The 13,791-nt window shown below is 36.0% G+C and carries 16 protein-coding genes and 1 pseudogene; 15 read left to right on the top strand and 2 right to left on the bottom strand.

From position 1 onward, the window contains the following. The first annotated feature begins 54 nt into the window (after positions 1-54). Together VK90_RS03355 and VK90_RS03350 are read left to right on the top strand one after the other, a co-directional pair. The gene (locus VK90_RS03355) at positions 55-585 is read left to right on the top strand and encodes a peptidoglycan recognition protein family protein (RefSeq protein ID WP_048370448.1); all 531 of its coding nucleotides are present in this window, start codon (positions 55-57) and stop codon (positions 583-585) included. Between the two features lie 109 nt (positions 586-694). Then, positions 695-1,672 (top strand): YpdA family putative bacillithiol disulfide reductase, encoded by a 978-nt coding sequence (locus VK90_RS03350; protein WP_048370447.1) that lies wholly within the window; start codon positions 695-697, stop codon positions 1,670-1,672. A gap of 33 nt (positions 1,673-1,705) precedes the next feature. On the opposite strand, the gene ansA is transcribed toward VK90_RS03350, so the two are convergent. After that, on the bottom strand, positions 1,706-2,680 hold the full coding sequence (gene ansA, locus VK90_RS03345; protein WP_071721169.1) for an asparaginase: 975 nt from the start codon (positions 2,678-2,680) through the stop codon (positions 1,706-1,708). Positions 2,681-2,892: 212 nt separating this feature from the next. Here ansA and VK90_RS30095 point away from each other — a divergent pair, with 212 nt between their 5' ends. From VK90_RS30095 to VK90_RS30485, 5 genes and pseudogenes are all read left to right on the top strand, one after another. Continuing rightward, complete coding sequence (locus VK90_RS30095) at positions 2,893-3,066, top strand: DUF5359 family protein (RefSeq protein ID WP_082147772.1); 174 nt, start codon at positions 2,893-2,895, stop codon at positions 3,064-3,066. 130 nt (positions 3,067-3,196) lie between these two features. Next, entirely contained in the window at positions 3,197-3,874 is a 678-nt protein-coding gene (cmk, locus tag VK90_RS03335) for a (d)CMP kinase (protein WP_002171142.1), read from the top strand. Positions 3,875-4,208: 334 nt separating this feature from the next. Further along, a complete protein-coding gene (gene rpsA / locus VK90_RS03330; RefSeq protein WP_048370443.1) occupies positions 4,209-5,357 on the top strand; it encodes a 30S ribosomal protein S1 in 1,149 nt (382 codons plus the stop codon). A 12-nt stretch (positions 5,358-5,369) separates the two neighbouring features. Continuing rightward, on the top strand, positions 5,370-6,419 hold the full coding sequence (gene fni, locus VK90_RS03325) for a type 2 isopentenyl-diphosphate Delta-isomerase (protein ID WP_048370441.1): 1,050 nt from the start codon (positions 5,370-5,372) through the stop codon (positions 6,417-6,419). A 322-nt stretch (positions 6,420-6,741) separates the two neighbouring features. Further along, positions 6,742-7,557, top strand: a pseudogene (locus VK90_RS30485) (hypothetical protein). Between the two features lie 65 nt (positions 7,558-7,622). Here VK90_RS30485 and VK90_RS27510 read toward each other — a convergent pair. Further along, positions 7,623-7,757 carry a YpzI family protein gene (locus tag VK90_RS27510; RefSeq protein WP_000513901.1) on the bottom strand — a complete coding sequence of 45 codons (135 nt, stop codon included), beginning with the start codon at positions 7,755-7,757 and terminating at the stop codon, positions 7,623-7,625. Positions 7,758-7,875: 118 nt separating this feature from the next. Between VK90_RS27510 and VK90_RS03310 the strand changes: the two genes are divergently transcribed. The 8 genes from VK90_RS03310 to VK90_RS03275 all read left to right on the top strand — a co-directional run bounded on the left by VK90_RS03310 (position 7,876) and on the right by VK90_RS03275 (position 13,611). Beyond that, positions 7,876-8,487 carry a YphA family membrane protein gene (locus tag VK90_RS03310; protein ID WP_048370436.1) on the top strand — a complete coding sequence of 204 codons (612 nt, stop codon included), beginning with the start codon at positions 7,876-7,878 and terminating at the stop codon, positions 8,485-8,487. Further along, the gene (locus VK90_RS03305; RefSeq protein ID WP_025147239.1) at positions 8,480-9,373 is read left to right on the top strand and encodes a YIEGIA family protein; all 894 of its coding nucleotides are present in this window, start codon (positions 8,480-8,482) and stop codon (positions 9,371-9,373) included. The genes VK90_RS03310 and VK90_RS03305 overlap by 8 nt, the downstream gene beginning before the upstream one ends. Next, positions 9,370-9,555, top strand: coding sequence for a capping complex subunit for YIEGIA (locus VK90_RS03300; protein WP_048370434.1), 186 nt, complete (start codon positions 9,370-9,372; stop codon positions 9,553-9,555). The genes VK90_RS03305 and VK90_RS03300 overlap by 4 nt, the downstream gene beginning before the upstream one ends. Positions 9,556-9,679: 124 nt before the next feature. Further along, on the top strand, positions 9,680-10,990 hold the full coding sequence (der, locus tag VK90_RS03295; RefSeq protein ID WP_025147238.1) for a ribosome biogenesis GTPase Der: 1,311 nt from the start codon (positions 9,680-9,682) through the stop codon (positions 10,988-10,990). Between the two features lie 18 nt (positions 10,991-11,008). Beyond that, positions 11,009-12,031, top strand: coding sequence for an NAD(P)H-dependent glycerol-3-phosphate dehydrogenase (locus tag VK90_RS03290; RefSeq protein WP_025147237.1), 1,023 nt, complete (start codon positions 11,009-11,011; stop codon positions 12,029-12,031). 118 nt (positions 12,032-12,149) lie between these two features. Beyond that, complete coding sequence (locus VK90_RS03285; protein ID WP_002171154.1) at positions 12,150-12,401, top strand: stage VI sporulation protein F; 252 nt, start codon at positions 12,150-12,152, stop codon at positions 12,399-12,401. 227 nt (positions 12,402-12,628) lie between these two features. Continuing rightward, positions 12,629-12,832: a DUF2768 domain-containing protein gene (locus VK90_RS03280; RefSeq protein ID WP_002171155.1), complete on the top strand. Its 204-nt coding sequence runs from the start codon at positions 12,629-12,631 to the stop codon at positions 12,830-12,832. Positions 12,833-12,897: 65 nt separating this feature from the next. Then, positions 12,898-13,611, top strand: a complete 714-nt coding sequence (locus VK90_RS03275; protein ID WP_048370432.1) for a hypothetical protein — start codon at positions 12,898-12,900, stop codon at positions 13,609-13,611. Positions 13,612-13,791 lie beyond the last annotated feature (180 nt).

The following is a 13,791-nucleotide window of genomic DNA, read 5'->3' as shown; positions in this document are numbered from 1 at the left end:
ACCGAATACATATATAAGGAAGAAAGGTAATTTTTTAGAGCGGAGTTGATAGCGATGGCGATGTTCCCTATAGAGCGCAACTATATTGGATACGGAAGTTCACGACCAGGAATTCCTCTTTCAAAGGTAAGATTTATTGTTAGTCATGATACCGGGAATCCTGGTAGCAATGCGATAGGAAATCGGGATTACTTTAATGAAATACAACCGAAAGCTTCAGCGCATACATTTATAGATGACAAAACAATATTAGAAATTATTCCGATAAATGAAGTGGCATATCATGTTAGGTATAATGCACCGACTGATAATGATTTGTATGGTTATGATGCGAATAAGGTTGCTATTGGAGTTGAACTTTGTTATGGGGGAGAGATTAACTTTTGGGAAGCGTATAACCGTTTTACATGGTATCACGCTTATTTATGTCAAAATTTCGGTCTGAATCCGAAAAAAGATATTGTGTCACATAAAACACTTGATCCTACTCGGAAAATTGATCCTGAAAATGTATTAGGGCAACAAGGAATAAAATTTCAGCAGTTTTTAGCAGATGTCTATCGGATGTACGTTTCGTTTAGATGACAAATATAAGAAAAATGAATACAATAAAGATAGGTGCCTACTGCTGGAAGTAGGTTTTTTCTTGTTTATATAAATAGAGTAGAGGCAGAAGACTAGGAGTGAATCGAGTATGCAAAAAGAAACAGCTATTATTATTGGAGGCGGCCCATGTGGATTAGCAGCGGCAATTTCGCTACAAAAGGTAGGGATAAATCCGTTAGTAATTGAAAAAGGAAACATTGTAAATGCAATTTATAATTATCCAACCCATCAAACGTTTTTCTCTTCTAGTGAAAAATTAGAAATTGGTGAAGTTGCTTTCATTACAGAGAACCGTAAACCAGTTCGTAATCAAGCACTTGCATATTATCGTGAAGTAGTAAAACGTAAGTCGGTGCGTGTAAATGCATTTGAACGCGTGGAACAAGTCCAAAAAGATGGTGATGTTTTTAAAGTTGAAACGACGAAGCGTGACGGAAGTAAAAAAATATATGTGGCGAAGTACATTGTTGTAGCGACTGGATATTATGATAATCCGAATTATATGAATGTACCTGGTGAGCAGCTAGAAAAAGTAGCGCATTATTTCAAAGAAGGGCATCCTTATTTTGATCGAGATGTCGTTGTAATAGGTGGTAAAAATTCAAGTGTAGATGCGGCGTTAGAACTTGTTAAATCGGGTGCACGTGTAACGGTGTTATACCGTGGTGGGGAATACTCACCGAGTATTAAGCCATGGATTTTGCCGGAATTTGAGGCATTAGTACGAAATGGAACAATTCAAATGCATTTTCATGCGCATGTAAAAGAAATTACGGAACATACGTTAACATATACAGTAGAGGGTAAGGCGCATACAATTCAAAACGATTTTGTATTTGCTATGACTGGTTACCATCCGGATCACAGCTTCTTAACAAAAATGGGAGTTCGGATTGATGAAGAAACAGGGCGCCCGATTTATACAGAAGACAGTATGGAAACAAACGCTGAAAATATTTTTATTGCAGGTGTAATTGCTGCGGGAAATAATGCAAATGAAATATTTATCGAAAACGGAAGATTCCATGGAGATGCGATTGCGCAAACCATTGCATCAAGACAATAAAAAGAAGCTGTCGAAAACCTCGACAGCTTCTTTTTATTCGTGCATAAACATGTTTTGGATTGTTTCGTGAGAATTTGTATTCTCTAGTGCGACTAGTAATTTAATTCGTGCTTTTTGAGCGTTTAAGCCATATGTGAAAACAATGCCCATATCTTTTAATTGTTTTCCGCCACCTTCATAAGAGTATACGTCTTGAACGATACCGTTGAAGCAACGAGAAACTAATACAACCGGAATTCCTTTGTCTATTAATCGTCCTAGACTAGGGAGTGTTCTTGGAGGTAAATTACCTTGTCCGAGCGCTTCAATAACAATTCCGTCTACTGGTAGTGATTCGATTGCTGATAATAATGTATCATCCATACCTGCGTATGCTTTTAGAACGACAACGTTTTTAGAGATTTGTCGTATTGTATATGTTTCGTGATGCACTAAAGCATGATGGAAAACAACACCACGTTTCGTTACCATACCGATTGGTCCGTATTGCGGGCTTTGGAATGTCGCAACATTACTTGTATGTGTTTTTGTTACATTTGTTGCGCAATGTATTTCATCATTTAATACAACTAGAACGCCCTTTTCAGCAGCTTCATTACTACTAGCAACTTTTACAGCGGATAAGAAGTTGTATAGACCATCAGCACCTAATTCGTTACTAGAACGCATTGCCCCTGTCACAACGATTGGAATAGTTGCTTGCACTGTTAAATCAAGAAAATAAGCTGTCTCTTCTAATGTATCCGTACCATGCGTAATGACTACGCCATGAATATCGTCTTGTTTTGCTCTTTCGTCAATGATGACTTGTAATTGTAGCATTTCGCTAGGAGTCATATGAGGAGATGGAAGATGGAACACATCTTCAACAATTAAATCAACATCGCCTTCTAAATCAGGAATAAATTTCAAAAGAGGATTTTTTTCGCCTGGTTGTACGACCCCAGTTTCTTTATCTTCCTCCATTGCAATTGTTCCACCTGTGTGTAAAACTAGGATTCTTTTCAATGCTTATACCCCTTTCGAGTTAAAAAATACATTTAGAACATAACATGTTTTGAGTAAATTCGACAATGAAAATGTATAAAAGTACGCTTAGAAAATGACAATAAACTTAATTACTTCATGTGCGTTGCGCGAAGTAGCTATTAGGTGGAGTTTTATTTATATAAATTTATGAAATTAGATGCGTGAGTATAGAGGGAAAAGGAGCGAGTGTTTTGAAAAAAGTGGAGAAAATATTTATTCGTATATTGCTAATTCAATTTATTTGTCTTTCTGTTGTACAGCTACTCTTTATACATAAATCTTCAGTGAAATATTTATCAAAAATTGTTTATTACGAAGGTGTCGTCACGAAAAATAAGACGGAAATTTTGAAGGTGAATAAGTAGTTTTCATTTTCTTCTATGATGGATTATGCTACAATAATTGAGGATTTAATGACGTGAAGCAAACGAGAAGAAGCAGGGGGCGAATACCTGCTTTTCGTTTTGTATTATAAGTAAAAAATGAGGTGTTACAATGGATAAACGAATTTCGATTGCTATAGATGGTCCAGCGGCTGCTGGAAAGAGTACAGTTGCAAAAGTTGTTGCAAAAAAACTTTCATATGTTTACATTGATACAGGTGCAATGTACCGTACTATTACATATGCAGCCCTTGAACAAAAAGTGGATATTGAAAATGAAGAAAAGTTAATGGAAGTTGTAAAAAATGTGAATATTGAATTTCAGCAAGGAGAAAATACGCAACTTGTATTTTTAAATGGACAAGATGTTTCTGAGGTTATTCGTACGCCTGATGTGACGAATCGAGTATCTATAGTGGCAAAACATCGTCTTGTTCGTGAAGAAATGGTACGTCGTCAACAAGAATTAGCTAAAAAAGGCGGTGTAGTAATGGATGGCCGTGACATTGGTACACATGTACTACCAGATGCTGAAGTGAAAATCTTTATGCTTGCTTCTGTAGAAGAAAGAGCGGAAAGAAGACATTTAGAAAATATGAATAAAGGTTTCGATTCTAATTTAGAGCAGTTAAAAGAAGAAATTGCTCAGCGTGATAAATTAGATTCAGAGCGTGAAGTGTCTCCTCTAAAAAAAGCCGATGATGCATTGGAATTAGATACAACTTCTTTATCAATTGAAGAAGTTGTCCAAAAAATTATGGGGATTGTTTCAGGGGTGTTTGCAAAATAAAGAAAGAGGATAATCCTCTTTCTTTTTTGTTTGTTTAGAATTGTAAAGGATAAGTGAATTATGAGTCGCTTGTCTTGACAAATGAGTCGATTTATAAGAAGTTAGTTAGAGAGGAATAAAACTGTCAGAATATATTCGCTATTATATTTCAAAACATACTTTATTCAAGACGATTTTGCTGTATACTATTTATATAGGTTTAATAGATTTTCTTGTAAAATGTATTGAAAATGAGTATGTGATGATAAATTCTTATAACATGCAAATGAAAACATTAGTTTTCATTTCGTATATACATAAAAATGCTTTGTCAATTCTGTAGGGAGGTATTTCCATGGTAGAAAAAATGAATGAAGAAGTTATGAATTCAAAAGAATTACAAGTTGGTGACGTTGTTACAGGTTCTGTAACGAAAGTTGAAGAGAAACAAGTTCTTGTAAATATTGGATACAAAACAGATGGTGTGATTCCAATTAGTGAATTAGCTAACGTTCATATTGAAAAAGCAAGCGATGTTGTAGAATTAGATCAAACTCTTGAATTGAAAATTATTAAATTAGAAGATGATGATCTTGTATTATCTAAGAGAGCTATTGATGCAGAAAAAGCTTGGGTAGAATTACAAGAGAAATTTACTTCAGGTCATGTATTTGATGTTACTGTAAAGGATATCGTGAATGGTGGTTTAGTTGTGGATCTTGGTGTTCGTGGCTTTATTCCAGCTTCACTTGTAGAAGTGCATTATGTAGAAGATTTTACTGAATATAAAGGGAAAGCGTTAGCGGTGAAAATTGTTGAATTAGACCGTGAAAAAAATCGTGTTATCCTTTCGCATAAAGCGGTAGTAGAACAAGAACTAGATTCTAAGAAAAAAGAAGCGATTTCTTCGTTGAAAGAAGGAGATATCGTAGAGGGAACAGTACAACGATTAACTGATTTTGGTGCATTCGTAAATGTAGGCGGTGTGGACGGTTTAGTTCACATTTCACAAATTTCACACGAACGTGTGGAACAACCTTCTGAAGTATTAGAGCAAGGTCAAAAGGTAAAGGTGAAAGTGTTGTCTGTTGATGCAGATACACAGCGTATTTCTTTATCGATTAAGGCGGCTCAGCCAGGACCTTGGGAAAATGTTGCTAGTGAAATAAAAGCTGGAGATATTCGCGAGGGAGTAGTAAAGCGTCTTGTTACATTCGGTGCATTTGTTGAAATTTTACCTGGCGTTGAAGGTCTTGTGCATGTATCTCAAATTGCAAATCGTCATGTGAAAAATCCAAATGAAGTACTAGAAATGGGACAGGAAGTAACGGTTAAAGTACTTGAAGTACACGTGGCAGAAAAACGTATTTCTTTAAGCATAAAAGAAGCGCTTGAAGAAAATAATGTAGTAGAAGATTATAGCCAATACGAGCCGAATTCTGATTCTGCAACGTTCCAATTAAGTGATATTATCGGTGAACAACTGAAAAAATTAAAGAAATAAAGAGGGGTACAAGTGGTAAGGGCAAAACGTAAATTAGATCATATTGAATACGCTCTTTCTACTGGACAGTCTCGTACACATGGCTTTCATGACATTGAGTTTGTGCATCAAAGCTTGCCAAACTCAAGTGTTGATAGTGTAACATGTGAAACAAAAATCGGCGAACTTTCACTAAGTTCGCCGATTTTTATCAATGCGATGACTGGTGGTGGTGGAGAGCAAACGTTACATATTAATGAGCAATTAGCATATGTAGCGAAACATCACAAACTTGCAATGGCTGTAGGTTCGCAAATGGCAGCGTTAAAAGATGAAAGTGAGGCGGCCTCTTATAAGATCATCAGAAAGGTAAACCCAAATGGTATTTTCTTTGCTAATTTGGGTAGTGAGGCAACTGTTGAACAGGCAGAGCGTGCCGTTGATATGATTGAAGCAAACGCACTGCAAATTCATTTAAATGTTATACAAGAGTTAACGATGCCTGAAGGAGACCGTGATTTTACGGGGGTACTTCAGCGAATTGAGCAAATTATTTTAAAGAGCAAAGTTCCTGTCATTGTAAAAGAAGTAGGTTTTGGGATGAGTAAGGAAACGGTGCAACAGTTAGTAAATATAGGGGTTACAGCGGTTGATATCGGCGGACAAGGTGGTACGAACTTTGCTGCTGTTGAAAACGAAAGAAGACAGCGAATGCTTTCTTATTTTAATAACTGGGGCATACAAACAGCTACCTCGATCATTGAAGCATCCTCTACAAATAATAACCTCTCTCTTATTGCATCTGGAGGCATACAAACAGCGCTTGATGTCGCAAAAGCAATCGCATTAGGGGCGAATACAACGGCGTTTGCTGGATACTTTTTACGTATTTTAATGCAGGACGGTGTCGAGAAGTTAATTGATGAAATCGATCTATTCCATACGGATTTGAAATTTATCATGACGGCACTTGGTGCGAAGACGATAGAAGAGTTACAATCTGTACCTCTTGTTGTAAAAGGTGAAACATATCATTGGTTAATGCAGCGTGGTATTGATACTGGGCGTTATAGTAGGAGATAAAAAATCAACCGTTTGGTTGTTTTTTTTCTTTTTATAAAATGAAGAGGTCAAAAATAAAAGTATTATTATTTCTGAGAATGAGGTAAAGAAAGATTTAATCGCGTATGCTGGATTTATTGAAAGTGGTGCAAATGAAAGGAAAAGTGTTGCCGAGGAATTAAGAGCGTATTTTGTAGATGCGAATCAAGATGAAGCATATAAAGGTTTAACTGCTTATATAGAATTGTGTAACGAGAGAAAGGATTTTAAATCGGTAACATTAGACGTTAAGATAGATGATATTAAAGAGATCGAAGATAAACAGTATGAATTAACGTATTCAATGACGTATAAAACGAATTATACGAATGGGAAAGCAGAACGAGTGCTAACTTTTCAATATAACTGGTTAGCGATAAAACAAGATAAGAGAGTGCTATTTAATGGTCAAAAAAAACAGAAAAAACTTACGATAATTTAGGAGAGGAGGATGTTAATAAAAAAGGAGAAAATATATCTTCAAATAGTAAAAATACAATAGGACGTATTACGTATAATAGTGAAGATGTTAATATCCATGCACGGAATATAAGAGAAGATACAGCGATTTTTGGATATAATCAAAAAGTTGAAATTTCACTAACTTCAAATGTAAGAGAAGGGGGTTCTAGTTCAACAACAGTACAATCGACAATTAAAACGGCGAATATTGCAATCGCAGTCGGGAATAAATTGTATAGGAATCCAATGGTGAATGCAGGAAGTGGAATGGAAGCGCTAATTTTGCCGAGGGAATTGGGAGAAGACAAAAAAATCCATCTGAAGATTCGTATGTAAGTTATTATTTTAATATACCAAATGAAGTGAGTTTAAGTGATGCTGAAGTAGTATTACTTTCTGATCAAGGAAATACCGTTGCGAGTAGGAAAATTAAAGAAGAAAAAGAAGATATTACAGGCGTAAAAAAGGTGTTGAACGAAAGTTAAAAGAAATAGGGGAGACGGATTATGTACGTGTAGAAGTGAAGAGTAAAGATTCATCTCTTCATACGTATTATGTTATTACATATCCTAAAAAAACAACAGGCATAGTTACGATTGATGCCACGTCAAGTAATCGAGTTTATAATGCGAAAACAAAAGAATTATATTATGAATAGAATTTATTAAAATAATTACGCAAAAAGACGGTTTCATACAACGCTGAAACCGTCTTTTTGTATTTTTAGTGCTGATTTTGCTTTCGAGCTTGCTCCGGTGTATCAAGACTTGTTGCACCTGGATATTGAAGTGATTGGTCGCGATCCGATTCAACACGGCGTGACTCTCTTAGTTTTCGTTCTTGGCGATCTTTACCCATAATGAATAGCACCTCCTTACTTAAAAGTGTTGCTGTTATGAGAAAAACTATGCACAAAGAAAAGAAGGATTAAGTTTTATAAAAAGTTCCCATAATGGAAAACATAGGAGGTGTAACGATGGATGGGAGTTCTTTTTATTTTGTGGCTTGGATAGGCTGGATTGTCGTGACGTTTTTTATGAAAAAGGAATCTATTCGCTGGAAGTTAAGTGCTGCTATATTGCTGTTTATTATTTGTTCTCCATTAAATGTAACGATCGCTTCTTTCACGGTATCAGTAAATGCTCTTTTACTTTGTTTTATTTCTTTTGTAGGAATCGCGCAATATTCTATTTGGAAAAAATTATATACCTTACTTTCGGCACTTATTATTGCAATGTTATATACAAGTTTTCATTTGTTAGAAGTATATGATCCGATTTGGATCGTGGTTGATAGGTTGTTTTTGTTAAGTAGTGCTCTTGTGTATGCATCGGTTTTATTACATGGGGATCGCATATTACGATTATGCTCCTTATATATAGGGATGTTACAAGGCGAATTGCTAGTGACACTTATTTTTCGGAAACTAAATTTTCCCTATGATTACGGTAGTTTAGCATTTTTTGATATCGTCGCCGTTTCTACATTATTTATGGCAATTTTATTTTGGATTGCAAAAGCATCAGTATACATGGAACAGTTTAAGCGGAAAACACGTAAAAGAAAGACGAGGGTAATACATGACTGAATATACACCAGCCATTTTATGTGGCGTAATTGCAGGGACAGTAACTAGGGTGTTAATGCTTCGCACAGATACGAGGCAATATCCGACGAGGCTTCATGGAAAAATTATTCATATTGCGATGGGTTTAATTGCAGCGGCTTTAGGAGCGATTGCTATCCCGTCTATTTTGAAAAAAGATTTTTCTGCAATTACATTTCTTACATTAGCAGCGACGCAATTTCGTGATGTGCGCAACATGGAAAGAAATACACTTCAACAATTAGATGGATATGAGCTCGTACCGCGTGGCAATACATACATTGAAGGAATTGCATTAGTATTTGAAAGTCGTAACTATTTGGCGATGTTAACGTCGTTTGTGACAACGTTTGCGTATATAGGATTCCATTCGTGGATTGCCGGGATAATAACTGGTATAATAGCATTTTTTATCTCGAAAATACTAATGTCTGGTAAAAGGCTCCATGATCTTGTAGAGATTGAGCATGTTCCACTCCATTTTGAAGGGGCGGGACTTTATATTGATAATATTTATATTATGAATATTGGATTGCCAGCAAGGCAAGAAGAAATTATGAAATATGGAATGGGCTTTATTTTAAAGCCGAAATCGATCGATGCGATGGTTACAATCGCGAATTTAGGACAACGTCAAGCTATTTTACATGATGTTTCTGTTGCTTTAGGGGTATATAAAGATTCTGGTACACCGGCACTTGTGCCGTTAGCGAAGCGTGATTTAGAGGATGGGAGAGTCGGGATTTTTGTTCTTCCGCAAGATCAAGATGCAGAGAAAGCGATAGGGGTAATTGGAAATGTTCCAACATTAGAGAGTGCTGTTCATATGTCATCGGAAGCTCCGAAGGGAAGGGGAGATAAGAGATGATGTTAGAAAGTGTTATTCTCGCAGTTATTACAACAACGCCGGGAAAATTTGCGGGTGGTGCCCCTTTATTTGTTTGTGAGTCGACAGAGGAACTAGAATTTGTTGCAAATAATTTAGAAGCCATTTTAGATGGTATTGCGCATCGCTTACAAGAGAATGTATATATTATTGTGAAACATTAGCAACGTGTGGTATAATGTGAGGTGTTTTGATACGTTGAGAAATATTCTGGAATGCAAATCCCTTCTTGCACAAAGAAGGGTTTTTTACATAATAAACAGAAGCAAGTTGAAAGGATGAAAGTATATGCCGAAACCAGTAATAGCGATAGTAGGCCGCCCGAACGTAGGGAAATCTACTATTTTTAATAGAATTGTTGGAGAAAGAGTTTCAATCGTAGAAGATATTCCAGGTGTAACACGAGACCGTATTTATAGTGCGGGAGAATGGTTAAATCATGAATTTAACATTATTGATACAGGTGGAATTGATATTGGAGACGAGCCGTTCTTGACACAAATTCGTCAACAAGCGGAAGTAGCGATTGATGAAGCAGATGTTATCATTTTTATGACAAATGGTCGCGATGGTGTAACTGCAGCTGATGAAGAAGTTGCTAAAATTTTATATCGTTCGAACAAACCTGTTGTACTTGCGGTAAATAAGGTTGATAATCCAGAAATGCGTAGTGATATTTATGATTTTTATGCATTAGGATTTGGCGAGCCATTCCCAATTTCAGGTACGCACGGTTTAGGACTAGGTGATTTGTTAGATGAGGCTGCGAATCATTTTCCAAAGATTGAAGAAGAAGCGTATGACGATGAAACAATCCGTTTCTCTTTAATTGGACGTCCAAACGTAGGGAAATCATCACTTGTAAATGCACTTCTTGGTCAAGAACGTGTAATTGTAAGTAATGTAGCGGGAACGACACGTGATGCTGTCGATACACCATATAGTAAAGATGGTCAAGATTATGTAATCATCGATACAGCTGGTATGCGTAAAAAAGGAAAAGTATACGAAAGTACAGAAAAGTATAGTGTACTTCGTGCACTTAGAGCGATAGAACGTTCTGACGTTGTCTTAGTCGTTTTAGACGGAGAAGAAGGAATTATTGAGCAAGATAAAAAAATCGCTGGATATGCTCATGATTCAGGACGAGCTGTTATTATCGTCGTAAACAAATGGGATGCAGTTAAGAAAGATGAGAAAACAATGAAAGCATTTGAAGAAAACATTCGTGCTCATTTCCAATTTTTAGATTATGCGCCGATTGTATTCTTATCTGCGAAAACGAAAAAACGTACACAAACATTATTACCGGTTATTAATGAAGTAAATGAAAGCCATAGTATCCGTGTACAAACGAATGTATTAAATGATGTAATTATGGATGCGGTAGCGATGAATCCAACGCCGACTCATAATGGTAGCCGTCTGAAAATCTTCTATGCGACACAGGTTGCGGTAAAACCACCAACATTTGTTGTGTTTGTAAACGATACAGAATTAATGCACTTTTCATATGAGCGCTTCTTAAAGAATCGTTTACGTGAAGCGTTCGGTTTTGTAGGAACGCCGATTCACATTATCGCTAGAGCAAGAGACTAATGGAGAGGATGTGATTTTATGACAAAAATCACAGTAATTGGAGCAGGTAGCTGGGGAACAGCGTTAGCGATGGTATTAGCTGACAATGGGCATGATGTACGTATTTGGGGAAACCGTTCTGAACTCATGGATGAAATTAATACAAAGCATGAGAACAGTAGATATCTTCCAGGGATTACATTGCCAAGCACAATCGTAGCCTACTCTTCTTTAGAAGAAGCATTAGTAGATGTAAACACAGTACTGCTAGTAGTACCGACGAAAGCGTACAGAGACGTATTGCAAGAGATGAAAGAAATTGTTACAGAACCAATTACTTGGATTCATGCAAGTAAAGGAATCGAACCAGGCACGTCAAAACGTATTTCGGAAATGATTGAGGAAGAAATTCCAGAGAACTTGATCAAAGATGTTGTTGTACTGTCTGGACCGAGCCATGCTGAAGAGGTAGGTTTACGTCAAGCGACAACTGTCACGTCCGCAGCTAAACGTATGGAAGCGGCTGAGGGAGTACAGGATTTGTTTATGAATAGCTATTTCCGTGTATATACAAATCCAGATATCGTTGGAGTTGAACTTGGTGGTGCTTTAAAAAATATTATTGCACTAGCTGCCGGAATAACTGACGGACTTGGATTAGGTGATAATGCGAAAGCGGCATTAATGACACGTGGTTTAACGGAAATTGCTCGTTTAGGAAGAAAGATGGGCGGAAATCCACTTACATTTGCTGGCTTAACTGGTATGGGTGACTTAATTGTAACTTGTACAAGTGTGCATAGCCGAAATTGGCGTGCAGGAAATATGCTTGGAAAAGGACACTCTTTAGAAGAAGTGTTAGAAAGCATGGGTATGGTTGTTGAAGGTGTACGAACAACGAAAGCTGCCCATGAGCTGGCAGAGAAAATGGAAGTTGAAATGCCGATTACAGCGGCTTTATATGACGTGTTGTTCAATGAGAATAATGTAAAATATGCAGTAGGCTCATTGATGGGACGTGTTCGAAAACATGAAGTTGAAGCGATACCTGATTTGTTATAAAAAAAGCGGTAGAAGTACATTTCGTACTTCTACCGTTTTTTTTATTTTTTATGGGTCTTTTCACCAATTTTTCATTTTTGCATAGGATGAAGAGTAACTTGAGGAGAGGGTGAAAAGAATGGATAACAACATTTTTAGTAACATTGAAAAAGAAGCGAAAGTGAACAAAGAAGATATTTTTAAATTAGCGTCGTCTGTTCAAAATGCGAACTTACGTGATGAGAAAGTGCTTCGCCAATTGATTCATCAAGTTGCTCTAATGGCAGGACGTGAAGTGCCAAAAGAGCAAGAGGATCAAATTGTAAAAGCAATCATTAACAATAATATGCCAGCGGATTTTAGCTCGTTAAGTAAAATGTTTAAAAAGTAAAATATGAGAAACAAAGAGTTTAGAGAATGCATATGATAGTCATGAAAGAATGGGAATAGAGCTGTTAAGGGCATATTTGGTCAACCGAAGCGCGAAATAACGTGCTTCGGTTTTATTATTTTATTTAAATTTTGTTAATTCACGGTAAAATGCGGATTTCTATTTGTTTAAAGATTTTAATTTGTTAAAATAGTATAAAAATAGTTAAAAAGTAAAGGGGTGTATATATGTCGGAAGGGCTTATAAAAATGTGGTTTGCTTTAGGTTCAATTGGATTTATGTTTCTTGCGGTAAGTTTTATTTTATTAAGTAGGCATAAAATGAAGAATAAATTTTTGAAAGGGATTACAGCGTTAGTAGCGTACACCCTCATGATTGTATCTGGAATTGTTATTTTTCTTGTTGTATTTAGTGGTCCTATTGAGCAATAGAGGATGTGTAGTTGATAAATGTTACAAAAGGAACAGTCCATACTAGCATGAAAAGGTGATTGTCAGTGAAAAAAATCTATATTATTTTAATATTTTGTTGCATAAGCATTTTAACAGGGTGTATGTATCCAAAAGAAAATATGAAACAAAATGCTATTCCTTATGAAGATCAGTTACAAGTTGTACAAAAAGCCATTACTACATATAGGGAACAAACTGATGGTTTATTACCAATTAAGACACGTGATATGAGTACACCGATTTATCAGAAGTATCCAATTGACTTTCAAAAAATTGCTCCTCGATACATACAAGAGGCACCAGGGAATGCATATGAAAGTGGTGGCGTATATCAATATGTATTAATAGATGTTGAAACAAATCCAACAGTAAAGTTAATTGATGTTAGGATGGCGGAACAAATTCAAGAAGTGACATTAAAGCTTAAGATGTATCGTGATGAACATCAATATCCACCTTTTAAAAAAGTAATTACAGATGGTGTTTATGAATTGGATTTCAAAAAACTAGGATATAAAGATGTACCACAAGTGACAAGTCCATATTCTGGAAAGGGACTTCCTCTTGTAATCAATGAAAAAGGTGAAGTGTTCGTTGATTATAGAATTGACTTATATGAAGCGTTGAAAAAAAATGAAGGGCAATTTAAGGAAGGGGAAGATATTCGGAATATACTATCGAAAGATTCCCCATTTGTTCCTGCATATTCTTTACCGTATACAGTAAAGGACGGAGAACCAATTTTTTTTAAATCATAAGTCATGAACCTTTCTTTTAGCGAATAAGTTCTAGAAGAAAGGTTTTTTATGTTATACAACTTGCGATGCAAACAAAAGGTATTTTTTAAATAGTCATATGAAATTGGACAAAATTATATGATATATTGTCCGGATTTCTAGAATACCATTATATTATATCAGATATTATAGGCAACGTTA

Origin of the sequence: Bacillus sp. LK2 (assembly GCF_001043575.1) — a bacterium.
In the GTDB taxonomy this organism is placed as follows: Bacteria; Bacillota; Bacilli; order Bacillales; family Bacillaceae_G; genus Bacillus_A; species Bacillus_A paramycoides.
The sequence above is the reverse complement of the archived record's forward strand: the minus strand, read 5'-3'. Positions and strand labels throughout refer to the sequence as shown.

What these genes read in the sequence shown, in the direction of transcription:
- VK90_RS03355 (WP_048370448.1), top strand. Translation starts at nt 55, where the DNA reads ATGGCGATGTTCCCTATAGAGCGCAACTATATTGGATACGGAAGTTCA.
- VK90_RS03350 (WP_048370447.1), top strand. Translation starts at nt 695, where the DNA reads ATGCAAAAAGAAACAGCTATTATTATTGGAGGCGGCCCATGTGGATTA.
- cmk (WP_002171142.1), top strand. Translation starts at nt 3,197, where the DNA reads ATGGATAAACGAATTTCGATTGCTATAGATGGTCCAGCGGCTGCTGGA.
- rpsA (WP_048370443.1), top strand. Translation starts at nt 4,209, where the DNA reads ATGGTAGAAAAAATGAATGAAGAAGTTATGAATTCAAAAGAATTACAA.
- VK90_RS27510 (WP_000513901.1), bottom strand. Translation starts at nt 7,757, where the DNA reads ATGGGTAAAGATCGCCAAGAACGAAAACTAAGAGAGTCACGCCGTGTT.
- VK90_RS03310 (WP_048370436.1), top strand. Translation starts at nt 7,876, where the DNA reads ATGGATGGGAGTTCTTTTTATTTTGTGGCTTGGATAGGCTGGATTGTC.
- VK90_RS03305 (WP_025147239.1), top strand. Translation starts at nt 8,480, where the DNA reads ATGACTGAATATACACCAGCCATTTTATGTGGCGTAATTGCAGGGACA.
- VK90_RS03300 (WP_048370434.1), top strand. Translation starts at nt 9,370, where the DNA reads ATGATGTTAGAAAGTGTTATTCTCGCAGTTATTACAACAACGCCGGGA.
- der (WP_025147238.1), top strand. Translation starts at nt 9,680, where the DNA reads ATGCCGAAACCAGTAATAGCGATAGTAGGCCGCCCGAACGTAGGGAAA.
- VK90_RS03290 (WP_025147237.1), top strand. Translation starts at nt 11,009, where the DNA reads ATGACAAAAATCACAGTAATTGGAGCAGGTAGCTGGGGAACAGCGTTA.
- VK90_RS03285 (WP_002171154.1), top strand. Translation starts at nt 12,150, where the DNA reads ATGGATAACAACATTTTTAGTAACATTGAAAAAGAAGCGAAAGTGAAC.
- VK90_RS03280 (WP_002171155.1), top strand. Translation starts at nt 12,629, where the DNA reads ATGTCGGAAGGGCTTATAAAAATGTGGTTTGCTTTAGGTTCAATTGGA.